At 69.7% G+C, this 21718-nt stretch carries 20 protein-coding genes; 11 read left to right on the forward strand and 9 right to left on the reverse strand.

Annotation, left to right across the window (positions count from 1 at the left end; genetic code table 11):
- Positions 1–227 precede the first annotated feature (227 nt).
- Complete coding sequence (locus tag LHA35_RS05210; protein ID WP_226605416.1) at positions 228–2300, forward strand: M10 family metallopeptidase; 2073 nt, start codon at positions 228–230, stop codon at positions 2298–2300.
- Positions 2301–2307: 7 nt separating this feature from the next.
- Here LHA35_RS05210 and dnaE read toward each other — a convergent pair whose 3' ends face one another.
- Positions 2308–5748: a DNA polymerase III subunit alpha gene (gene dnaE / locus LHA35_RS05215; RefSeq protein ID WP_226605419.1), complete on the reverse strand. Its 3441-nt coding sequence runs from the start codon at positions 5746–5748 to the stop codon at positions 2308–2310.
- Positions 5749–5911: 163 nt separating this feature from the next.
- Complete coding sequence (locus tag LHA35_RS05220) at positions 5912–6907, reverse strand: tripartite tricarboxylate transporter substrate-binding protein (RefSeq protein ID WP_226605422.1); 996 nt, start codon at positions 6905–6907, stop codon at positions 5912–5914.
- A 171-nt stretch (positions 6908–7078) separates the two neighbouring features.
- Between LHA35_RS05220 and LHA35_RS05225 the strand changes: the two genes are divergently transcribed.
- The 4 genes from LHA35_RS05225 (at position 7079) to LHA35_RS05240 (ending at position 10288) form a co-directional block, all read left to right on the forward strand.
- The gene (locus LHA35_RS05225) at positions 7079–7891 is read left to right on the forward strand and encodes an SDR family NAD(P)-dependent oxidoreductase (RefSeq protein ID WP_226605424.1); all 813 of its coding nucleotides are present in this window, start codon (positions 7079–7081) and stop codon (positions 7889–7891) included.
- 186 nt (positions 7892–8077) lie between these two features.
- The gene (locus LHA35_RS05230) at positions 8078–8776 is read left to right on the forward strand and encodes a CoA transferase subunit A (protein ID WP_226605427.1); all 699 of its coding nucleotides are present in this window, start codon (positions 8078–8080) and stop codon (positions 8774–8776) included.
- Between the two features lie 13 nt (positions 8777–8789).
- Positions 8790–9449: a 3-oxoacid CoA-transferase subunit B gene (locus LHA35_RS05235; RefSeq protein ID WP_226605429.1), complete on the forward strand. Its 660-nt coding sequence runs from the start codon at positions 8790–8792 to the stop codon at positions 9447–9449.
- An 89-nt stretch (positions 9450–9538) separates the two neighbouring features.
- A complete protein-coding gene (locus LHA35_RS05240) occupies positions 9539–10288 on the forward strand; it encodes an SDR family NAD(P)-dependent oxidoreductase (RefSeq protein WP_226605432.1) in 750 nt (249 codons plus the stop codon).
- Between the two features lie 84 nt (positions 10289–10372).
- Here the strand turns inward: LHA35_RS05240 and soxA are convergent, their stop codons facing one another.
- From soxA to LHA35_RS05275, 7 genes are all read right to left on the reverse strand, one after another.
- Complete coding sequence (soxA, locus tag LHA35_RS05245; RefSeq protein ID WP_226605434.1) at positions 10373–11125, reverse strand: sulfur oxidation c-type cytochrome SoxA; 753 nt, start codon at positions 11123–11125, stop codon at positions 10373–10375.
- A 53-nt stretch (positions 11126–11178) separates the two neighbouring features.
- Positions 11179–11499, reverse strand: coding sequence for a thiosulfate oxidation carrier complex protein SoxZ (gene soxZ / locus LHA35_RS05250; RefSeq protein WP_226605436.1), 321 nt, complete (start codon positions 11497–11499; stop codon positions 11179–11181).
- A gap of 5 nt (positions 11500–11504) precedes the next feature.
- Positions 11505–11966, reverse strand: a complete 462-nt coding sequence (locus LHA35_RS05255) for a SoxY-related AACIE arm protein (RefSeq protein ID WP_226605438.1) — start codon at positions 11964–11966, stop codon at positions 11505–11507.
- The gene (gene soxX, locus LHA35_RS05260) at positions 11932–12360 is read right to left on the reverse strand and encodes a sulfur oxidation c-type cytochrome SoxX (RefSeq protein ID WP_226605440.1); all 429 of its coding nucleotides are present in this window, start codon (positions 12358–12360) and stop codon (positions 11932–11934) included. Before soxX ends, LHA35_RS05255 begins: the two co-directional genes overlap by 35 nt.
- Positions 12357–14543, reverse strand: a complete 2187-nt coding sequence (locus LHA35_RS05265; RefSeq protein ID WP_226605442.1) for a xanthine dehydrogenase family protein molybdopterin-binding subunit — start codon at positions 14541–14543, stop codon at positions 12357–12359. Before LHA35_RS05265 ends, soxX begins: the two co-directional genes overlap by 4 nt.
- Before the next feature lie 17 nt (positions 14544–14560).
- Positions 14561–15025 carry a (2Fe-2S)-binding protein gene (locus LHA35_RS05270; RefSeq protein WP_226605444.1) on the reverse strand — a complete coding sequence of 155 codons (465 nt, stop codon included), beginning with the start codon at positions 15023–15025 and terminating at the stop codon, positions 14561–14563.
- A gap of 318 nt (positions 15026–15343) precedes the next feature.
- On the reverse strand, positions 15344–15745 hold the full coding sequence (locus LHA35_RS05275) for a nuclear transport factor 2 family protein (RefSeq protein WP_226605445.1): 402 nt from the start codon (positions 15743–15745) through the stop codon (positions 15344–15346).
- 179 nt (positions 15746–15924) lie between these two features.
- Here LHA35_RS05275 and LHA35_RS05280 point away from each other — a divergent pair, with 179 nt between their 5' ends.
- The 6 genes from LHA35_RS05280 (at position 15925) to LHA35_RS05305 (ending at position 21491) form a co-directional block, all read left to right on the forward strand.
- Positions 15925–16890, forward strand: a complete 966-nt coding sequence (locus LHA35_RS05280; RefSeq protein ID WP_226605448.1) for a Bug family tripartite tricarboxylate transporter substrate binding protein — start codon at positions 15925–15927, stop codon at positions 16888–16890.
- A 10-nt stretch (positions 16891–16900) separates the two neighbouring features.
- Entirely contained in the window at positions 16901–17782 is an 882-nt protein-coding gene (locus LHA35_RS05285) for an isocitrate lyase/PEP mutase family protein (RefSeq protein ID WP_226605451.1), read from the forward strand.
- On the forward strand, positions 17779–18504 hold the full coding sequence (locus tag LHA35_RS05290; protein WP_226605455.1) for a haloacid dehalogenase type II: 726 nt from the start codon (positions 17779–17781) through the stop codon (positions 18502–18504). Before LHA35_RS05285 ends, LHA35_RS05290 begins: the two co-directional genes overlap by 4 nt.
- Complete coding sequence (locus LHA35_RS05295) at positions 18504–18965, forward strand: PaaI family thioesterase (protein ID WP_226605458.1); 462 nt, start codon at positions 18504–18506, stop codon at positions 18963–18965. Before LHA35_RS05290 ends, LHA35_RS05295 begins: the two co-directional genes overlap by 1 nt.
- 67 nt (positions 18966–19032) lie before the next feature.
- The gene (locus LHA35_RS05300; RefSeq protein WP_226605460.1) at positions 19033–20283 is read left to right on the forward strand and encodes a GTP cyclohydrolase II; all 1251 of its coding nucleotides are present in this window, start codon (positions 19033–19035) and stop codon (positions 20281–20283) included.
- Positions 20280–21491 (forward strand): URC4/urg3 family protein, encoded by a 1212-nt coding sequence (locus tag LHA35_RS05305; RefSeq protein WP_226605463.1) that lies wholly within the window; start codon positions 20280–20282, stop codon positions 21489–21491. Before LHA35_RS05300 ends, LHA35_RS05305 begins: the two co-directional genes overlap by 4 nt.
- The last annotated feature ends 227 nt before the right edge of the window (positions 21492–21718 follow it).

Below are 21718 nucleotides of genomic sequence, written 5' to 3' on the forward strand. Positions count from 1 at the left end.
GGCAACCAAGGATCGGAAGGGCGCGCCGCGTGCGGATTTGCCGGCGCGAGGAATCCCCCGCGCCGGCGGCGGCCCTATGGCACGCGGTTGGGCCGGGAGCAAGCCGGGGCGCGGTCAGCCCGGCATTTCGGCCTTCCTTAACCCACTTCGTCTCATTTTTGAGACGAGCGCCCTGAGGTGCTCCCACGACGGCCAGGGCCGGCGCGGCGGCGGAGGGGCTTTCGGCCATGGCAACCAGCACGACCATAGGTGCCACCCGCAACAAATACATCGACGGGCTGCTGTCCGGACGTGCCTGGACCGGCCTCCTGACTTTCGGCTTCCCCGAGGAGGCCGCAGTCTATGATTCACTCTATGGTGCGGGCGAGCCATACAGCGGCTTCGCCGCCCTCGCGCCGGCGGGGCGTGATGCGGTGCGGGCGGCACTGCTCGGCACACCGAACGGGTCGGGCAATGCGGCGCTGCAGGGCATGGGGATCGCCCAATTCACCCAACTTGACATTACCGAGGGCGACAGCGGCGCCGATCTGCGCATCGCGGAGTCCGCCCGTCCCCCTACTGCCTGGGCCTATTATCCCGGCGCCGGGACAGGCGGCGATGTCTGGTTCGGAACCGCCTATGCCGGAACGGTCCATGACTTCCGCAGTCCGACCCTCGGAAATTATGCCTATGTCACCGTGCTGCATGAACTCGGCCATGCGCTTGGCCTGAAACATGCCCAGGAGGGCGGCGGTCCGGGCGCCACGGCCGTCCCTGCGGATCGTGACAGCCTCGAATTCACCGTCATGACCTACCGCTCCTATATCGGTGCTCCAACCTCCGGCTACAGCTTCGAGCAGTGGGGCGCGCCGCAGAGCTACATGATGCTCGACATCGCGGCGCTGCAGGCCATGTACGGCGCCGACTTCGGCACGCGCACCGGCGACACGATCTATTCCTGGAACCCGCTCACTGGCGAGATGTCAGTCGACGGCACCGGTCAGGGGCGGCCTGGCGGCAACCGTATCTTCCTCACCACCTGGGACGGCGGCGGACGCGACACCTACGATCTCTCAGACTACGCGAACGGGGTGAATGTCGATCTTGCGCCGGGCGGCTGGTCGATTCTCTCGGGCGCGCAACTGGCGAAGCTTGGCAACACCAAATATGCTCGCGGAAACGTCTTCAACGCGCTGCAGTACCAGGGCGACCGTCGCTCCCTGATCGAGGATGCGATCGGCGGCATCGGCAACGACACCTTGCGTGGCAATGTCGCAGCCAATCTCCTGCAGGGCGGCGCCGGGAATGACAGCCTCTCCGGGCTCGACGGCAACGACACGCTGGAAGGCGGCGCCGGCAAGAACACCCTGGTGGGCGGTGCCGGCGATGACAGCTACATCGTCTCCAGCACGACCGATGTCCTGATTGAGGCGGCGGCCGCCGGGACGGACACGGTCATCACCAGCCTTGCCTGGACGCTCGGCGCCAACTTCGAAACACTTATCCTGACCGGCGACGCCAAGGTGAACGGCACCGGCAATCCGCTCAGGAACCTGATGCAGGGCAATGTCGGGGATAACCTGCTGAGCGGCGCGGCAGGCAACGACACCCTGCTTGGTGCCGAAGGCAATGACACGCTGAATGGCGGCCTTGGGGCCAATCAACTGCATGGCGGCCCCGGCGACGATACCTACGTAGTCTCCAGCGCCATGGATGCCATTTTCGAAGCGCCGAATGATGGCAGAGACCGCGTGGTGACCACGCTGTCATTCACCCTGCCTGACGATATCGAGCGGCTGGAGTTCACCGGTACCGCCGCGGCTGCCGGCACCGGCAACGCGACCGCCAATGTCATCCTGGGCAATGCCGGCCTCAACCGGCTCTCCGGTCTCGACGGCAATGACAGCCTTTCCGGCGACCGTGGAGCTGACACCCTGCTTGGCGGTGGCGGCGATGATACGCTGGTGGGTGGCGCGGGCGCCGATCAGCTGACCGGCGGTGCCGGAGCGGATCACTTCCTCTTTCTCCGCCCTGACGACGGCTTCGATACCATTCTCGATTTCGATGGCACCTCGGATTGCCTGGCCTTCTCTGGGATGCCGTTCGGCCTGACGGCAGGGATCGACCTTCAGGCAACCGGCCGCCTGACGCTCAACGCGACAGGCAGCGCGGTCGGCACGGCGGCGCAGTTCGTCTACAACACCACCACGCATATCCTGTGTTGGGACATGAACGGGGCCGCGTCGGGCGGCGTGCTGCGGCTCGTCATGCTGCGCGATGCCGTCGCGGTGACGGCTGCGGATTTCATCGTCATTGCCTGATGACGGGCTACACCGCCTCCACCTCGGCAACCCCGGGCAGCACCTTCATCGCCTGCATCAACCGGGGCGAGACATTAAAGCCTCCCGGCAGAGCCAGTTCCACCTCCTGCCCCTGGCCGGTGCGGGCCACCACCACCACGCGGCCCTTGCCGCGTCCCTCACGCGTCAGCAGGTCGCGGATATGCGGAACGGCGATGTCGCCCTCCAGCCACAGGCGGATCCCCTGCCCCACCTGCTGCGCCGCCCTCTCCAGCCCCTCCATCTCCTGTGCGGTGAGGCGCAACATTTCGCCCTCCAGCCGTGCCTCGGCGGTGACCAGCACGGCGGTGCCTTCGGCCAGAAGGTCGCGGGAGCGGGACAGCACCTCGGAGAAGAGCGTCACCTCATAGCTGCCGGCGGCATCCGAGAGGCTGATCCAGGCCATGCGGCTGCCGGTCCGCGTCGGCCGTTCCTTGCTGCTGACGACGGTGCCCGCCAGCTTGAGCCGCGCCGCGCCCGCCTTCGCCCGTTCCTCGATGCGGGAGGAGGGCGTGACGCCCAACCGTTGCAGGACCGATTTGTAGGTGTCCAGCGGATGGGCCGAAAGGTGGAAGCCGACCGCCTCCGCCTCATAGGAAAGCTTCTCGAGTTGCGGCCAGTCCGGGATGTCCGGCATCCGCAGCGGCTCGGGCTTCGAGTCCGCCCCGCCGAAGAGCGCGATCTGCGCGCTGGCCCGCTCCTCCGCCGCCGCCTGGGCGCGGCGCAGGATCACCTCGGCGCCCGCCACCAGCCTGGCGCGGTTCTGCTCCAGGCTGTCGAAGGCGCCGGCCTTGGCCAGGTTCTCGATCTGCATCTTGTTGAGCAGCTTCGGATCGACCCTATGGGCGAATTCCGCGACCGAGGCGAAGGGTCCCTTGCCGTCACGCGCCTTGACGAGATCCTGCATGGCCCCGGCGCCGACCCGCTTCACTGCGGCGAGCGCAAAGCGGATCGCGGCCTTCCCGTCCTCGGTGGTCTCCACCAGGAATTCGGCGCCCGACTTGTTCACATCGGGCGGCAGGACTGGAATGCCGAGCCGGCTCGCCTCCTGCATGTGGTTCGCCAGCTTCTCGGTCTTGTCGAGATCGAGCGTCATGGAAGCGGCCAGGAAGGCGACCGGATGGTTCGCCTTCAGCCAGGCGGTCTGGTAGCTGACCAGCGCATAGGCCGCGGCGTGCGACTTGTTGAAGCCGTACTCCGCGAACTTCGCCATCATGTCGAAGATCTCGGTCGCCTTCTCCGGCGAGATGCCGTTCTTCACCGCGCCCTCGGTGAAGATGGCGCGTTGCTGCTCCATCTCCTTGGCGATCTTCTTGCCCATGGCGCGCCGCAGCAGGTCGGCGCCGCCGAGCGAATAGCCCGCCAGCTCCTGGCTGATCTGCATCACCTGCTCCTGGTAGACCATGATGCCGAAGGTCTCCTCCAGGATGTGGTGGATCTTCGGGTGCGGGCTCTCCCAGGGCTCGCCATGCTTGCGTTGGCAGTAGGCCGGGATGTTGGCCATAGGGCCGGGGCGGTAGAGCGAGACGGCGGCGATCAGGTCCTCGAACCGGTCCACCCGCATCTGCCGCAGGCAGTCCCGCATGCCCGCGCCTTCGAACTGGAACACCCCGGCGGCGTCGCCGCGGCAGAGCATGTCATAGGTCTTCTTGTCATCGAGCGGGATGGCGCTGATATCGACCTCGACCCCCTGCCCCTTCAGGATCGCCAGTGCCTTCTCGATCACCGTCAGCGTCTTCAGGCCGAGGAAGTCGAACTTCACCAGGCTGGCCTGCTCGACATATTTCATCGAGTACTGGGTGATCAGCATCTCCGACCGCGGGTCGCGGTAGAGGGGAACGATGTCGATCAGCTGCTTGCGGCCGATGACGACGCCGGCGGCGTGGGTGGAAGCGTTGCGGTAGAGACCCTCCAACTGGTTGGCGATCTCCAGCAGCCGCGCCACCTGCTCATCGGCGTCGCGCATCTGCTGCAGCCGCGGTTCCTCCTGGATTGCCTGGGCAAGGGTGATGGGCTTCGCCGGGTTGAAGGGGATCAGGCTGGCGATGCGGTCCACCTGGCCATAGGGCATGCCGAGGACGCGGCCGACATCGCGCACCGCCGCCTTGGCCTGCAGCTTGCCGAAGGTGATGATCTGCGCGACCCGGTCGGCGCCATACTCCCGGCGGACATAGTTGATCACCTCGTCCCGGCGGTCCTGGCAGAAATCGATGTCGAAATCCGGCATCGAGACGCGCTCGGGGTTCAGGAAGCGCTCAAACAGCAGCCCGAAGCGCATCGGGTCGAGATCGGTGATGGTCAGCGCCCAGGCGGCAACCGAGCCGGCACCGGAGCCACGCCCCGGGCCCACCGGGATGCCCTGCTGCTTCGCCCACTGGATGAAGTCGGCGACGATCAGGAAGTAACCGGAGAAGCCCATCTGCTCGATGACGCCGAGCTCATAGGCCAGGCGCTTGCGGTAGGGCTCGCGCTTCTCCTCCGGCATTGCCACGGCATCCAGCCGCGCTTCCAGCCCGCGGGTCGCCATGTCCCGCACCGTCTCGGCCTCAGTCATGCCGGGCTGGACCTTGGGGCAGACCGGCAGTTCGGGCTTCTTGGTCTCGGCCATCACCGCGCAGCGGCGGGCGATCGCGAGGGTGTTGTCGCAGGCCTCCGGCAGGTCGGCGAAGAGGGCGCGCATGGCCTCGGCCGGCTTGAACCAATGCTCGGCGGTCACGCGCCGCCGGTCCTCCTCGGCCAGGGTCCGGCCCTCGGCGATGCAGAGCAGGGCGTCATGCGCTTCATGCATCGCGGGCGTAGCGAAATAGACATCGTTGGCCGCAACGATCGGCAGGCCGAGATCGTCGGCAAGGGCCAGCATGGCAGGCTCGATCGCCTTCTCGACCGCAAGGCCGTGGCGGTTCAGTTCCACCGCCAGCCGATCCGGGAAGACGGCGGCCAGGCGCCGCAGCAAGGCCTCGGCCGGGGCGCGCCGGCCCTCGGCCAGCAGCCGACCGATGGGGCCGAAGGTGCCCCCGGTGAGGAGGAAGATACCCTCCGCATGCTCCTCCAGCGTCGAGAGCTTCAGGCAGGGGCGGCCGGAGGCGTCATTGGCCAGGAAGCTGCGGGAGGAGAGGCGCTGGAGGTTGTCGAGGCCGCGCGCATCCATGGCGAGAGCCACGACCGGGTCCGGCGCCTGCCGTTCCGCCTCCGGCCGGTCGTCGCTCGCGGTCCGGCTGAGGAAGAGCTGGCAGCCCATGATGGGCTGCACGCCCTTGCCCGAGCAGCCCTGGGCGAATTCCAGCCCGCCGAAGAGGTTGGCGCTGTCCGTCAGCGCCACCGCGGGCATCCCCGCCTCCTTCGCCAGGGTTGCCAGCTTGTCCGCCTTGATGGCGCCTTCGCTCAGCGAATAGCTGGAATGGGTATGGAGGTGGACGAAGCTGCCGGCCATGCGCGACTCCCGTGGAGGAAGCAGGATAGCATGGCCGGAGGGTGGTTTGCCGCCCTACCCCGCCCCGGCCGCGACGGGACTGCAACACCAGCAGTGCCATCCAGGACCCTGCCCCGGGCATGCCGGCGCTGCGCCATCGGGCATCACAGGCATCGCACCTTCGTCATTGATCCGGGTGCTTGAGCAGCCCATCCCGGGCGGCGGCTGCCCAGCGGGCATCCTCCTCCTGCCGCAGCGCAGCGAACTCGGCCGGTCCGAGCACGCCGAGATCCGCCCCGGTCCTGGCCAGGCGCTCGCGCATCCCGGGCTCGCGCAGCGCAGCCAGGATGGCCGCATGCATGGCGGCGGCGATCCCCTCCGGCAGCCCGGCCGGGGCCAGCATGCCGTACCAGCCGGCGAATTCGTAGCCGGGCACGCCGGCCTCGATCAGCGTCGGCACCTCCGGCAGCAGCGCGCTGCGCTGCGCCGTGGTGACGCCCAGGGCACGGATGCGGCCCGACTGCAGATGCGGCAGCGCGGCGACCGTGCTGTTCCAGCTCGTCGGCAGATGGCCGGCGATCAGGTCGTTCAGCATCGGCGCGGCACCGCGATAGACCACCTCGACCATCTCCACGCCGGCCAGCCGGGTGAAGAGGTTGCCAGCATAGGAGATCGCCGCATCCGAGGTGCCGAAGCCGATGCTGCGCGGCTTGGCGTGTGCATCCGCCACCAGCTGCGCAACAGTCCGGTAGGGCGTCGCCGTGCTGGCGGCGAGCAGCAGGGGAAAGCGCGACAGCAGCGCCACCGGCGCGAAGTCGCGCAGCGGCTGGAAGGGCAGGGTCGGCGTGACATGCGGGTTCATGGTGTGCGCGCCGGTATCAACCAGGAAGAGGCTCCCATCCGGCTCCGCCCGCGCCACCATCTCCGAGCCGATGATGCCGTTCGCGCCGGCGCGGTTCTCGACCAGGACCGGCTGGCCGAGCTGCTCGCGCAGCCCCTCGGCGAGGGTGCGGGTGAAGACGTCGGTGCCGCCGCCGGGGGCGTAGGGCACCAGCAGCCGGACCGGCCGCTGCGGCCAGGGGCGCGCCGCCTGCGCCTTCGCGCGCCGAAGCATCGCCGCCGTCGCGGCGAGACCACCCGCCCCGCCGAGGAGCAGCCTGCGCCGTGATGGCGTCCGCATGGTCGTTTCTCCCCCTGGATCTGCTTGCAGCAAGGGCTATCACCCCCGACGCGCCACAGGAAGCGGCACGGCGCCGGCTGGCGCCACCGCATGCCGGTCCGGCCATCTCACGGAGCCGATGGATACCTCCGGGCGATTCCGCCCGACGGCGATCTGCTCTAGCCTGCGGGGATGGCGCCGCCCTCCCCTCTTCCCCCCGCGACCACCGGCAGCGGCCTGCATGGCCGCCTGGCGCTGATCACCGGCTCCACCGGCGGGATCGGCCATGCCGTCGCATCCCGGCTCGCCGCCGCCGGATGCCACCTGGTGCTGCATGGGCTGGAGGCGCCCGCCGCGGCCGGGCCGGCGGTCCGCGCGCTGGCCGGGCGCCATGGCGTACAGGCGCGCTACATCCGGGCCGATCTGGCGCATCGCCCGGAGGTGGAGGCGCTGGCGGCCGATGCCGGTCCGGTCGACATCCTGATCAACAACGCGGCCTGCCGGCATTTCGCGCCGATCGAGGCTATGCCGCCAGAGGATTGGGACGCCGATCTCGCGGTCAACCTCTCCGCCGCTTTCCACCTGATCCGCCTGACGCTGCCGGGCATGCGCGCGCGCGGCTGGGGCCGCATCGTCAACATGTCCTCCATCTATGGGCTGGTCGGCGGCACGGGTCGCGTGGGCTATGTCACCACCAAGACCGCCCTGATCGGGCTGACCCGCGCCGTGGCGCTGGAGACGGCACAGAGCGGCATCACCTGCAACGCCCTCTGCCCCGGCACGACGCTGACGCCGAACATCGAAGGGCGGATCCGCGCGATCATGGCGGAGTCCGGGCTGGATCGCCCGGCGGCCGATGCACGCTTCCTCGCGGGCAAGCAGCCGACCGGCCGCTTCGTGGAGGCGGAGGCGGTTGGCGCGATGGTGGCCTTCCTGTGCGGAGAGGCCGGGCGGGACATCACCGGCGCGGCGCTGCCGATGGATGGCGCCTGGTCGGCCGCCTGAGGGCAGCCGCCCAGCGAGCCGTTCCCCCCGGTCGCCAGGTTCGCCGTGGAGTGCATCCGGGCTTCACCGCTGGCGTCCCGGGCTGCGCTGCGCCTACCATCCACCGCAACGACACCGGGGCAGGACAGTGCGGCATGGCCGTATCGCGCCTCCCCGCAAGAACCAGCACAGGGGAACGTCCCACGCATGATCGATAAATTCGTGCGTTCCATGGCGGAGGCCATGAACGACATCCGGGATGGCTCGACCATCCTGATGGCAGGGTTCGGCGAGGTGGGCGCCCCACACGCGCTTCTGCAGGGGCTGATCGAGCAGGGCGCGACCGACCTCACCATCGTCATCAACTCCACCGGGCGCGTGCACCGGCCGGGCCAGCCGGTCACCGGCCTCGCCCGGCTGATCGAGCAGCGCCGCGTGCGCAAGGTCATCACCAGCTTCCTGCGCAGCCAGAGCATCGCCGGCGCGGCGGTGCGCGACGGGCGGATGGAGGCCGAGGTGGTGCCGCAGGGCACGCTGGCCGAGCGCATCCGCGCCGCCGGTGCCGGCGTGCCGGCCTTCTTCACCCCGACCGGTGCCGGCACGCTGGTGGCGGAGGGCAAGGAGGTCCGGGAGTATGGCGGCCGCCCCTGCGTGCTGGAACTCGCCCTGCCCGGTGATGTCGCGCTGGTCGAGGCCTGGATGGCCGATCGCTGGGGCAATCTGACCTACAGGGACAGTAGCCGGAACTTCAACCCCATCATGGCCATGGCGGGCGCGCTCACCATCGTGCAGACGCATCATGTCTGCGACCTGGGGCAGTTGCCGGCGAACGAGATCATCACCCCCGGCATCTTCGTCGATCGCGTGCTGCACGTGCAGGCCGGCGATCCGGTGCTGCCGCGCTGAGGGGAGGACCGCGATGAAGGACAGCACACAGGGCTTCAGCCCGCTCGACCGCACCGGAATGGCGGCGCGGGTGGCGCAGGACATCCCGGAAGGCTGGTATGTCAATCTCGGCATCGGCATCCCGACTCTGGTCGCCGACCACATCCCGCCGGAGCGGGAGGTGGTGGTGCATTCGGAGAACGGCATCCTCGGCATGGGGCCGGCGCCGGATGCACACAAGGAAAATCCCTGGCTGGTGAATGCGAGCACGCAGCGCGTCACCCTTCGCCCCGGCGGCAGCTTCGTCCACCATGCCGACAGCTTCGCCATGGTGCGCGGCGGGCATCTCGACCTCTGCGTGCTGGGCGGCTTCCAGGTGGCGGAGACTGGCGACCTGGCGAACTGGGCGCATTCGGTGACCGAGACCGGCCGGCAGATCGGCGGGGCCATGGACCTAGCGGTGGGTGCGAAGCGCGTCTGGGTGGTGATGGAGCATGTGACGAAGGATGGCCAGGCGCGCCTCCTGCCGCGCTGCACCTACCCGCTGACGGCGGCCGGCTGCGTCAGCCGCGTCTATACCAGCCTGACGGTGCTGGATGTGACGCCGAAGGGCTTCGTCGTCCTCGACATGGTGCCCGGACTGTCCTTCGAGGCGCTGCAGGCCCGCACCGAGGCGAGGCTGCACCGGGACTGACCGGAGCGACCGGCGAATGGCACTGGTCAGTCGGCGCGTCCCGGCCCAATTCCCCCTGGACGACAACGCATGATTCCTGGGGGAAGAGGATGGGGAGCCTGGACGGCAAGGTCGCGCTGGTGACCGGGGCGGGGCGTAATATCGGGCGGGCCATCGCCCTGCGGCTGGCGCAGGACGGCGCCACGGTGGTGGTCAATGGCCGCACGGACCGTGCGGCCGTAGAGGCGGTGGTGGCCGAGATCGCGGCGATGGGCGGCAAGGCCGTCGGTCACCTCGCCGATGTGTCCGACCGCGACGCGGTCGCGGAGATGGCCGAAGTGGTGGCGGCAGGGCTCGGCGGGATCGACATCGCCGTCTCCAATGCCGGGTTGCGGCGGCAGACGCCCTTTCTCGATATCCGCCCGGAGGAGTGGCGGGACATCATGTCGGTTGCCCTCGACGGCGCCTTCAACCTGGCGCAGGCGGTCGTGCCGCAGATGATCCGCCGCGGCGGCGGTGCGCTCATCGGCCTGTCCGGCATCTCGACCCATGTCGGCACGCCGAACCGTGCGCATGTCTCGGCCTCCAAGGCGGGGCTGGAGGGGTTGATCCGGGCGCTTGCCGTCGAACTCGCGCCGCATGGCATCCGCTGCAATTGCGTGGCGCCCGGCACGATCGACACGATGCGGGGCGCCTCCGCCGGCGCGCTGCCGGGCACGCTGGCCGAAAGCGGCATTCCCCTGGGCCGCAAGGGATCTGTCGAGGAGGTCGCCGCCGTGGTCCGCATGCTGGCGGGTCCCGAGGGGGGGTTCGTCACCGGCCAGACGATCCATGTGAATGGCGGCGTCTTCCTGACCTGACGCGAAAAGGCTCTGGCTGCATGGCCCTCCGCTGACAGGGCGCAGCAGCCTGGGGCGGCCCATCCGGGCCGCCGCACGGGGGTGTCAGGGACGGACGGCCGGCGTCTCCACCACCAGCCCGCGTGCCCGCTCCGCCAGGAAGGCCTCGAGCGCGATATATTCGGCCGCGCCGGGGGCGAAGGGTTCGGACCGCACGCCCACCATGCAGTTCCGCAGCCGGCGCTGCAGGGAACCAAGCCCCTGCCATTCCAGCCGGTAGAGCGGGTAGCCATTGGCATGGCCTTCCGGAATCAGGCTGCCGGCCAGCCGCCGGCCGGCATTGTCATCATGGCATTGCCCGCAGGAAAGGTTGAGCTGACCGCGCCGCTCTCGGAACAGGGCCTCGCCCTGGCGGCGCACGAACTCCATGCGTGGGTCCGGGTTGGGCGTGAGCGGCAGGCCGCGCGACTGGTGGGCGACGAAGACGGAGAGTGCCAGCATCTCCTTGCCCTCGCGCGGCAGCGGCGCCCTGCCCTGCCGCTCCTCCCGGCACTGGGCGATGCGGCCCGCCAGGTCGATGGGCCCGTCGCGCGCCGCATCGAAGGCGGGATAGCGCGCCGCGACGCCCTGCATGGCCTCGGCGCTGTGGCAGGCAGTGCAGCCCTGCTGCTGGAACTGCGCCTCGCCCTCCGCCACATGGAGCATGCCTGGATTGGCCAGATCATCCTGCTGCATCGCCCGCAACTCGGGTGACATGGTCTCGAAACCCGAGCGCGGCCCGGCCGCCGGGCCGAAGACGGCAACCGCAAGGAGCAAGGCGACGCGCGCCAGCCTCGGACCGGTCCAGGGGTGGTTCATCCCTGGCAGGGGTGCTCGAGGGGACAACGCTCCCTCGAAGGAGCGTGGCGGGATCATGCCACGGTAAGAGCCCGCGTCTCCGTCTGGCTGAAGCCATTATCGCCTTCCCAGATGAAGGCGAGGACGCCGCTCTCCCGCGCCACGAAGGTGAAGGTGAGGTAGGGGTTCGCGGCGATGGCCGGATGCAGGTCCGCCTCGAAGACCGGGCGGTTGTTGTAGAGGCAGGTGAAACGCCGGATGATGTCGCGTGGCTGCACCGTGCCGTCGGCGCCGGGGCGGAAGCCGGTCTCCATGGGGTGCTGAATCAGCGTGCGGATCTCCACCACCTCGCCGCGCTGCGCGGTGCCGGGAACACGCAGGAGGGTGCGCGCCATGGCCCTCAGCCCTCGATGCAGGCGGCGAGCGTGACCACCACCTGCTGCTCCGCTAGCCGGAAGCTCCCGTCCGAGAGCGCCGCGATGGCCATCAGCCGCTGGGAGGTGGCGAGGCGGATGCGCGTGCCGATCCGGGCCGCGCCGGACCAGGGGCCGAGCTTCACGGTCAACACGTTCGGGAGCGGGTTGCGCTCGCTGAACAGGGCGATGGCACGGACATGCTCGGCCTCGGTCATCGGGCTCTCCACCTCGATCGAAACGGGTACCGCGTTGCCGTTCTCGACCAGCGGCGGGATTTCCAAATTGATGCCGCCAGGTTGCGGCACGGCGCCACCGGTGAAGCCGCGGATCGCCTGCGCCATGGCCTCCGGCGCGGCGCTGGCGGGCCGCAGCAGGGTGACCGCCAGCAGGCCGCCGAGCAGCGTCCGCCGTTCAGTCGCGCAGCGTGACCAGGAAGGCGACGACATCCTCGATCTCCTCGGCCGTCAGCACGGTCCGGCCCTGCCAGGCACGGCCGACGCGCCGCAGCCCCTCCGTGCTGAAGTAGGAAGGCATGATGGTATCGGGGTTCAACCGCCGCCCGTCCACCATCCGCAGGCGCAACTGACCCTCGCTCCACCGCGTGCCGGCGCCGGCCAGGCTCGGCGCCAGGTCGCCCTGGAAGCGCTCCTCCGGGAAGGGACCGCTATGGCAGAGCAGGCAGAGCCCGCGCTGCCGGTCCAGCACGATGGCGCGCCCGCGCGCCGGATCGCCGGGCATGCCGGTGAGCGAGGCCGGGATGGCATCGCCCACCACCGGCACATTCTGCGCGAACGCCGCTCCATCCAGGCAGAGCAGCGCTGCGGCCAGGAAAGCCCTCACGCCCTCCGCAGGTCGTGATGCTTCAGCGGTAGGGTGCGGATGCGCTTGCCAGTCGCGGCGAAGATCGCATTCAGCACCGCCGGCGCGGCGACGGCGATGGTCGGCTCGCCCACGCCGCCCCAGAAGCCGCCGGAGGAGAGGATGATCGTCTCCACCTTCGGCATCTCGTCCAGGCGCATGAGCTGGTAGGTATCGAAATTCTCCTGCTCGATCCGGCCGTCCTTCACCGTGCACTCGCCGTAGAGGGCCGCGGAGAGGCCATAGACGAAGCTGCCCTCCACCTGCGCCTCGATCTGCTGCGGATTCACTGCATGGCCGCAATCCGTGGCGGCGATGATGCGATGGATCTTCAGCTCGCCGGCGTCGGTCACGGAGACCTCGGCGCAGGCCGCGACATAGCTGCCGAAGCCATGCGTCTGCGCGAGCCCGCGGAAGACCGGCAGCCCATTCAACGGAGCGGCCGGCCTGCCCCAGCCGGCGCGCTCCGCCACGGCATCCAGCACCGCGCGGTGCTTCGGGTGCCGCGCCATCAGCGCCCGGCGGAACTCCAGGGGGTCCTTGCCCGCGGCATGCGCGAGCTCATCCATGAAGCATTCCAGGTAGATGGCGTTCTGGTTCAGGTTCACCCCGCGCCAGAAACCCGGCGGCACATGCGGGTTGCGCATGGCATGGTCGATCAGCAGGTTGGGGATGGTGTAACCGATCTCCGCCTCGCCGCCGCCTGGATTGAGGCCCTGGAACACCACCGGGTCCCGCCCGTCCCGGATGTTCTGCGGGAAGATGCTGGCGACGATGGACTGCCCGGAGATGCGCATGGTCAGTCCCGTCAGGTTCCCCTGCGCATCCAGCCCACCCACCAGTTTGCACTGCGTGACGGGGTGGTAGAGGCCATGCAGCATGTCCTCCTCCCGCGACCAGAGCAATTTGACAGGTGTGCCCGGCATGTCCCTGGCGATGGCCACCGCCTGCCGGACCCAGTCATGCACCGCGCCGCGCCGGCCGAAGCCGCCGCCGAGATGGATTTTGTGCACCTCGCAGCGGGCGGGCGGCAGGCCGGCGGCCTCGGCGGTCGCGGCGAGCGCCGCCTCGCCATTCTGGGTCGGCGTCCAGACCTCGCAGCGCTCCGGCGTCCACAGCGCGGTCGCGTTCATCGGCTCCATGGTCGCATGGTTCTGGTGTGGATAGGCATAGACCGCCTCCACCGTCTTCGCGGCAGAGGCGAGGGCGGCCCTGGCATCGCCGGCACGGTTCCCGATCGCGGCCTGCGGTGCGTCCAGTCCTTCCTTCAGCCATTCCGCGGTGCTGGCGGAGGAGACCTTGGCATTCGGCCCTTCATCCCATTCGATCGGCAGGGCATCGAGCGCGGTCTTGGCCTGCCACCAGGTCTCGGCGACGACGGCGACCGCGCTCTCGCCCACGCGGACCACCTTCCGCACACCGGGCCGGCCGGCGATGGCGGCGGCATCCACGCTTCTGACCTTGCCGCCAAAGACCGGGCAGTCCTTGATGGCGGCGTTCAGCATGCCCGGCAGCTTGAGGTCGATGCCATAGACCTGCTGGCCCGTGGTCTTCTCCACCGTGTCGAGCCGTGGCAGCGGTTTGCCGGCGATGATCCAGTCCTTCGGGTCCTTCAGCGGCACATCCGTGGGAGGCGTCAGCCGCGACGCGGCCGCGGCCAGGCTTCCATAGGTGGCGGTGCGGCCGGACGGCTCATGCGTCACCACGCTGTTGGCCGCGCGGCACTCGGAGACAGGAACATTCCAGTTTCCGGCCGCGGCCTGCACCAGCATCATGCGCGCCGCGGCACCACCTTTGCGCACGTAGTCGTGACTCTCCCGGATGCCGCGGCTGCCACCCGTGGACATGTTCCCCCAGACGCGATTGCGCGCCAGGTTCTGGCCGGGCGTCGGATATTCCGCGCTGACCTTGGACCAGTCGGCGTTCAGTTCCTCGGCCACCAACTGGGCGAGACCTGTCAGCGTGCCCTGCCCCATCTCGGACCGCGCGATGCGGATGACGATGCGGTCGTCGGGGTGGATCACCACCCAGGCATTGACCTCGGGCGTCCCGCCAGCGGCGGCCTGTGCCGCGGCCTCCGGGATGCGGAAGCCCAGGGTGAAGGCACCCAGGGCGGCGGAGGCAGTGGCCAGGAAGCCACGGCGGGAGGCTTCGAGATGCTTCATGATCCTGCCCTCCCGCCTCAGCCGCGCGCGCCGGTTTCGCTGACGGCGCGCTGGATGCCGGCCAGCACGCGGTTGTAGGTCCCGCAGCGGCAGATATTGGTGATGCCGGCGCGGATCTCGGCCTCCGAGGGCTTCGGATTCTCGGCCAGCAGGGCGGCGGCGGCCATGATCATGCCGGGCTGGCAATAGCCGCATTGCGGCACGTCCAGCGCGACCCAGGCCTTCTGGATCGGGTGGCTGCCATCGGGCGAGAGCCCCTCAATGGTGGTGATCTTCTGCGCCTCGGCCACCGTGGAGACCGGCAGGGTGCAGGCGCGGACGGCTTGGCCATCGATATGGACGGTGCAGGCGCCGCACTGCGCGACGCCGCAGCCATATTTGGTGCCGGTCAGGCCGATCTGCTCGCGGAGCACCCAGAGCAGGGGCGTGTCGGGATCGACCTGCACGTCATGGACGCGGCCGTTCACGGTCAGCTTCGCCATTCTGGACCCCCCTCGCGCCCCGGCCGGGGCGGGTTGCTTGCGGCGAGGATATGTGGAGCCCGGGCGGGTCCGGTAGGGGGCCGCCCCCCGACGCATCTCTGCGCGATGCCCGCCGGCCTTGTGGACCGGCGGAGTGAGGCGGGGTGAGCGCCGCCAAGGCCATCCGCCGCCGCACACTCCCACATCCGGCCCGCGCGCAGGCGGGCGGACCGGCCAGGCCGCGCCGCAACATGATGGCGGGCTCAAGGCCGACTCCGCCCAAAGGCGACCGGCATGGCGCCTGATGGACGCACCCGTCACGCCGGCTCGTGCGGAAGGCTACTCCCGCACCTCGGCGCGATAGACCTTGCTGACGATCTTCCACCCATCGCTGGTGCGGTTCAGCACCAGATAGTCCGTGAAGTAGCGCGGCGGAAGTTGGCAGGCGACCTTCACCAAGGCCGTCTCCGGCCCGCTGATATCCATCATCAGGATCCGGTCGTCACGCGGAAGGCCCTTGCTTGCGGCGCTCTCGCGCTTGCGCACCGCCTCGAACCACTGCTCTCGCGGCACGTCCAGCACGCCGCCATCCTTCTCGCAGTAGAGATGGCTGACGGGATGGAAGGCGGTAGCGAGTTTCTCGACGCTGCCTTCGTAGAGGCCGTCGAAGTAGGTCTGGATCACCGCCTCGATCTCGGCGACGGTGCTGGCCGCCATGGGGCGGCCGCTGGCATCGGGCATGGGCGTCCTCCTGGTCTCTCCCGCCCCCATCCTGCCATGGACCTGGGGGCCTTGCATCCATCGCGCACGGCCCGATACTCGCGCCCGTCATAGTTGCCGGGCAGGGTCATGCCCAGGGCGGCACCGGGCGCTACCCTGGCCTTCCTGCGGCGATCCGCCCGAGCGGGAGAAGAACGTCCATGCCCCTTGGCCGCCGCGCGCTGCTGGCCGCCCCTGCCCTGCTGGCCTTGCCCCGCCCCGCCTTCGCGCAGGGCTGGCCGACGCGGCCCATCCGCCTGATCGTGCCCTATGCCACGGGGGGCGGCACTGACCTGCTGGCCCGCGCCCTGGCCGAGGCGCTGCGCCCCTTGCTGCCGCAACCCGTGGTGGTCGAGAACCGCGCCGGCGGCGCCGGGGTGATCGGGACGGAGGTGGTGGCGCGGGCCGAGCCGGACGGCCATACGCTGATGGCAGTCGTCTCCACCCATGTGGCGAACCGCTATTTCCTGCCTTCCCTCTCCTATGACCCGCTGCGGGACTTCACCCCGGTGGCGATGCTGTCGCGCAACACCATGGCGCTGGTCACCGGCACCGGGCAGCCCTTCGCCGATCTGCGGTCCATGCTGGACCATGCGAAGCGGCATCCCGGCCGCGTCGGCACCGGCAGCACGGAGGCGCTCTCCTCCTTCATCGGGCAGGAGCTGGCGCGGCGCGCCGGCGTCGAGATGCCGGATGTGCAGTACCGCTCCGGCGGCCAGCTCATGAACGACATCGTTGCCGCCCACCTGCCGGTCGGCTGGACCAGCACGGCGAGCGTGATGCCTCATATGCAAACCGGACGCGTCCGGGTGCTGGCCGTCTCGACCGCCACGCGCACGCCCTTCTTCCCCGAGGTGGCCTCGGCGCAGGAGCAGGGCATCGCGGAATTCGACCTGGCGGGCTGGGTCGGGCTGTACGGGCCGGCCGGCCTGCCGGAGGCCGTGATACAGCGGCTCCATGGCGCGCTGACCCAGGCCTTTGCCGATCCCGTGCTGCGGCAGCGTTTCACCGCCATGGGAATCGAGCCCGATCTCCGCCCGGGCGCCGGCCTGGCTGAAGCGGCGCAGCGGGAGGACCGCCTCTGGGCCGCGGCCGCCGCCGCCGGCCACATCAGGAAAGAGCAGTAGGAACAATACCATGGCCGATCCGCGCCTGAAGGCCGCCTTCGCCGAGCGCCGCTTCATCGTCGCCCCCGGCATCTTCGACATGATCTCCGCCAAGGTGGCGGACGGGATGGGCTTCGATTGCCTGTATGTGACGGGCTTCGGCACCGTTGCCTCGCATCTCGGCGTCGCCGATGCCGGCATCGCGACGTATTCTGATATGGTCGGCCGCGTCGGCACCATGGCGCGCGGCTGCCGCACCCCGGTGATCGCGGATGCCGATACCGGCTATGGCGGGTTGCTCAATGTCCGCCACACGGTGGTGGGCTACGAGGCCGCGGGCGTCTCCGGCATCCAGCTCGAGGACCAGGAGATGCCGAAGAAATGCGGCCATACGCCCGGCCGCCGCGTCATCCCGGCCGAGGAGATGGCGCTCAAGATCCGCGTCGCCGCCGAGGCGCGGAAGGACCCGAATTTCCTCATCGTCGCCCGCACCGATGCGCGCACCACGCTCGGCCTCGATGAGGCGATCCGGCGGGGGCGGATGTTCGAGGAGGCCGGCGCCGACATCATCTTCATCGAGAGCCCGGAGAGCGAGGCGGAGATGCAGGCGATCGGCCAGGCCATCCGCAAGCCGCTGCTGGCGAACATGGTCGAGGGCGGCCGCACGCCGATCCTGCCGGCGAAGCGCCTGCAGGAGATCGGCTACGCCATCGCGATCTATCCGGCGATCGGCTTCCTCGCCGCCGCCGCGGCGCTCGAGAAGGCCTATGCGCATCTGAAGGCGACTGGCGACAGCACCGCCATCGGTGAGAGCTACGGTTTCAGGCGCATGACCGATCTGATGGGCTTCCCCGAAGTCTGGGAGTTCGAGAGCCGCTGGGCCCGAGGGGACAAGGTGGAGGGCAACCAGTGACCCGCTTCGAGAGCGTGAAGGCGCTGGTCTTCGACGTCTTCGGCACAGTGGTGGACTGGCGGGAGGGCATCGCCCGGGACGCCGCGCCGGTGCTGGCGCGGCTCGGCCGGCGGGATATCGATCCGCGCGCCTTCGCCGATGCCTGGCGCAAGCGCTACCAGCCCGCCATGGAGGAATGCCGCAGCGGCCGGCGGCCCTTCACCCGGCTGGACGTGCTGCACCGGGAGAATCTCGACGGCGTGTTGCAGGACCATGGCATCGACCCCGCCACGCTGGGCGAGGCCGTGCTGGAGGATCTGAACCGTGCCTGGCACCGGCTAGATCCCTGGCCGGAGGCGGTCGCGGGGCTGACCCGGCTGCGGCGGAAATTCACCCTCGCGCCGCTTTCCAATGGCAATGTCGCGCTCCTGACCAACATGGCCAAGCGCGCCGGGCTGCCCTGGGACGCCATCCTCGGCGCCGAGGTGGCGCAGGCCTACAAGCCGCAGCCGGAAGCCTATCTGCGCACCGCCGAGATCCTCGGCATCCGCCCGGCCGAGCTATGCCTGGTGGCGGCGCATAACGGCGACCTGAAGGCGGCGCGCGCCTGCGGTCTGGCGACCGCCTTCGTGCATCGCCCGACCGAGCACGGGCCGGACCAGTCCACCGACCTGGCGCCAAGCGAGGCCTGGGACGCGGTCGCAAAGGACTTCCAGGACCTCGCCCACCAGCTCGGCTGCTGATGCCGGACATTCCTGCGGGCTTCGTGCAGATGCCGGGACACGATCCCGGCATCTACAACAGCCTGATCGGCCCCTTCTGGGCGAAGCCGGAAGGCGAGGGTCTTGCCATTGGCTTCCGCGTCGAGGCGCGGCACTGCAACCCGGCCGGCCAGTGTCATGGCGGCATGCTGGCGGGCTTTGCCGATATCGCCCTGGCCGGCGGCTGCAACCATGTCGCCCGGCTCAGCCGCTTCCTGGTGACAGTCTCGCTCACCACGGATTTCCTGGCGCCCGCCGCCCTCGGCACCTGGGTGGGGGCACGGCCAGAGGTGCTGACGGTCACGCGGAGTACGCTCTTCGGACAATGCCTGGTGACGGCGGATGGCGGGCCGGTGCTGCGCGCCAGTGGGACCTTCCGCTTCGGGGGCGATCCGGACCCGCGCTTCGACCGGCTGCGCCGTTTGCTGGAGGCGAACACATAGCAGCGCATCCCCTTGCCGCGCCGCAGCACCGGCGCGACATTGCTGTCCTGAACCCAGTCGGACGCGCATGAGCATCAACCAGCCTCGCCATATCCGCCTGACCTCGCATCCGGAGCCCCAGGCCCATCGTTGGCAGATCAACTGGGGCGCCGCCACCCCGATGGCGCGCGGCCCCGTGATCGGCTCCGTCACCCGGCCGCAGGACCGCAATGTCATCGGTGCCCATGGCGGGTCCTATTCGCTCTACCGGGCGCTGGCGGTCTCCTCCGGCACCCTCTCCCCGCTGCAGCGGCCCGATCTGGCCAATACCCACCCCGTCACGGCGATCGGCCCGTATCCGCAGTGGACGGAGCCGGGGAAGATCGTCTCGCTGGACCCCTGGGGCCATGTGGTTGGCGAGGTCTTCGCGGAGGCAATCGGCGAGGGCATCGATATCCGCCCGAGCATCGCCATCACCCGGGCGAGGCTGAACATGGCCGAGCTGAATGCCTTGCTTGACCGCGGCGAGCTCAGGACGGATGGCCGGGTGCTGCACAAGGGCGGCGACATCTCCGTCACCAAGGCGGCGGTCGATCCTGTCTGGTCGCTGCCCGGCATCGCAGAGCGCTTCGGCGTGACGGAGCACGCGCTGCGCCGCACGCTCTTCGAGCAGACCGGCGGGATGTACCCCGAGCTGGTGACGCGCCCCGACCTCTCGGTCTTCCTGCCGCCGATCGGGGGTATCAGCGTCTATATCTTCGGCGACCCGGCGGCGCTGGCCGATCGCCGCGTGCCGCTGACCTGTCGGGTGCACGACGAGTGCAATGGCTCGGACGTCTTCGGTTCCGACATCTGCACCTGCCGGCCCTACCTGATCCACGGCATCGAGGAATGCATCCGCACGGCGCAGGAGGGCGGCGTCGGCCTGGTCGTCTACAACCGCAAGGAAGGCCGTGCGCTGGGTGAGGTAACCAAATTCCTCGTCTACAACGCCCGCAAGCGGCAGGAGGGCGGCGACCAGGCCGCCACCTATTTCGAGCGGACGGAATGCGTCGCCGGCGTGCAGGATGCGCGCTTCCAGCAGCTCATGCCGGATGTGCTGCACTGGCTGGGCGTGACGAAGATCCATCGCCTCGTCTCCATGTCCAACATGAAGCACGACGCCATGGTGGAACAGGGCATCGAGATCGGCGAGCGCGTGCCCATCCCACCCGACCGCATCCCGCCCGATGCTTCGGTGGAGATCGAAGCGAAGAAAGCCGCCGGCTACTACGCACCGGATGTGCCGAGCGAGGAGGACCTCAAGCGTACGGTTGGCCGCGCCCTGGGTGAGATGTGACGCGTCCTGAAGACTCGCTCGCCTCGGCACTGCTGACGCCGGAAGCGGTGCGTGAGCGCTCGCAGGAGCTCCACCGCCTTGGACTCGATGACCGGCTGCAGGCATGGGAGGTTCGGCCGGATGCCATGGCGGCAACCGCCGATCTGGTGGCGGCGGTGGTGCGGACGAACTACCCGGACCTGCGGGTGCCCTTCCATGCGCGCTGGCGGCATTTCGCCGTCGGCGGCCGGGACCGTTGGGCGGTGCTGCGTGCCACGCTGCCGGCAGATGCGGCGGAACGGGCGCGCGTGGCCTTCGACCTGGCCGTCCTTTCCGTCCTGCTCGATGCCGGCGCAGGCATGGGCTGGCGCTACCGGGAGGCGGGCAGCGGCCAGGATTTCTCGAAATCGGAAGGCCTGGCCATCGCCAGCCTGGCGATGTTCGCCGCCGGCGGCTTCGCCAGGGATGGCAGGACGCCGCGCGCCGATGCTCCACGCCTGGCAGAGATGACCGTCGAGGAGGTCGCACGGGGGTTCCAGGCCGGCGCCGACAATCCGCTGGTCGGGCTGGAAGGCCGCGCCGCCCTGCTGCGCCGCCTGGGCCGGACGCTCGCGGCCACCGGCCTGGACCGCCCCGGCAGCCTCTTCGATATCCTGGCGGCCCAGGCGGCGGGCGGCACCCTGCCCGCCCGCGTCGTGCTGATTACCCTGCTGCGCCATCTCGGCCCGATCTGGCCGGGACGGGAGGTGCTGGAGGGCGTCAATCTGGGCGATTGCTGGAGCCATCCCGGTATTCGCCGGGCCGACGCGACCACCGGGCTGATCCCCTTCCACAAGCTCTCGCAATGGCTCGCCTATTCGCTGATCGAGCCGCTGGAGGAGGCCGGCCTCCGCGTGACGGGGATCGATGCCCTGACCGGGCTGCCCGAATACCGCAATGGCGGCCTTTTCCTCGATATGGGCGTGATCCGGCCGCGTGATCCGGGGGTCTTCGCGGCCGAGCACGCGCCGGGTGACATCCTGATCGTCGAGTGGCGGGCGCTGACGGTCGCCCTGCTGGATGCGATCGCACCCATGGTCCGGGCACGGCTGGGGCTGGCGGCCGAGGCATTCCCGCTGGCCCGCGTGCTGGAAGGCGGCACATGGTGGGCTGGCCGACGCCTGGCGCGCGAGCGCCGCGCCGATGGCGGCCCGCCGCTGCGCGTGGTCAGCGACGGCACGGTGTTCTGAGCGCGGAAGCGGGCTCGGTCATCCGAGGACAATGCAGCCTCCCGTCCACTGCTGACCCACCGCTGACCGGCCATGGAGAGATACAAGGCCCTTGGCGGTGCGGTCACTGCAGGATCGGGTGGAGCCACGCAGTCGCGGCCTGTGTGCCACGGCACAGTGCCACGGGAGCGACTGGTCTAGGAATGCGCCTGGGCGGGCTTCCCGGTTCGCCCTTCTTCCCGTTCCCC

The sequence above is a fragment of the Roseicella aerolata genome (assembly GCF_020523605.1).
Classification (GTDB): domain Bacteria; phylum Pseudomonadota; class Alphaproteobacteria; order Acetobacterales; family Acetobacteraceae; genus Paracraurococcus; species Paracraurococcus aerolatus.

Bases quoted from the DNA above. Each gene is read 5' to 3' on its own strand.
- LHA35_RS05210 (WP_226605416.1), top strand. From the start codon at position 228: ATGGCAACCAGCACGACCATAGGTGCCACCCGCAACAAATACATCGAC.
- dnaE (WP_226605419.1), bottom strand. From the start codon at position 5,748: ATGGCCGGCAGCTTCGTCCACCTCCATACCCATTCCAGCTATTCGCTG.
- LHA35_RS05220 (WP_226605422.1), bottom strand. From the start codon at position 6,907: ATGCGGACGCCATCACGGCGCAGGCTGCTCCTCGGCGGGGCGGGTGGT.
- LHA35_RS05225 (WP_226605424.1), top strand. From the start codon at position 7,079: ATGGCGCCGCCCTCCCCTCTTCCCCCCGCGACCACCGGCAGCGGCCTG.
- LHA35_RS05230 (WP_226605427.1), top strand. From the start codon at position 8,078: ATGATCGATAAATTCGTGCGTTCCATGGCGGAGGCCATGAACGACATC.
- LHA35_RS05235 (WP_226605429.1), top strand. From the start codon at position 8,790: ATGAAGGACAGCACACAGGGCTTCAGCCCGCTCGACCGCACCGGAATG.
- LHA35_RS05240 (WP_226605432.1), top strand. From the start codon at position 9,539: ATGGGGAGCCTGGACGGCAAGGTCGCGCTGGTGACCGGGGCGGGGCGT.
- soxA (WP_226605434.1), bottom strand. From the start codon at position 11,125: ATGAACCACCCCTGGACCGGTCCGAGGCTGGCGCGCGTCGCCTTGCTC.
- soxZ (WP_226605436.1), bottom strand. From the start codon at position 11,499: ATGGCGCGCACCCTCCTGCGTGTTCCCGGCACCGCGCAGCGCGGCGAG.
- LHA35_RS05255 (WP_226605438.1), bottom strand. From the start codon at position 11,966: ATGTCGTCGCCTTCCTGGTCACGCTGCGCGACTGAACGGCGGACGCTG.
- LHA35_RS05265 (WP_226605442.1), bottom strand. From the start codon at position 14,543: ATGAAGCATCTCGAAGCCTCCCGCCGTGGCTTCCTGGCCACTGCCTCC.
- LHA35_RS05270 (WP_226605444.1), bottom strand. From the start codon at position 15,025: ATGGCGAAGCTGACCGTGAACGGCCGCGTCCATGACGTGCAGGTCGAT.
- LHA35_RS05275 (WP_226605445.1), bottom strand. From the start codon at position 15,745: ATGCCCGATGCCAGCGGCCGCCCCATGGCGGCCAGCACCGTCGCCGAG.
- LHA35_RS05280 (WP_226605448.1), top strand. From the start codon at position 15,925: ATGCCCCTTGGCCGCCGCGCGCTGCTGGCCGCCCCTGCCCTGCTGGCC.
- LHA35_RS05285 (WP_226605451.1), top strand. From the start codon at position 16,901: ATGGCCGATCCGCGCCTGAAGGCCGCCTTCGCCGAGCGCCGCTTCATC.
- LHA35_RS05295 (WP_226605458.1), top strand. From the start codon at position 18,504: ATGCCGGACATTCCTGCGGGCTTCGTGCAGATGCCGGGACACGATCCC.
- LHA35_RS05300 (WP_226605460.1), top strand. From the start codon at position 19,033: ATGAGCATCAACCAGCCTCGCCATATCCGCCTGACCTCGCATCCGGAG.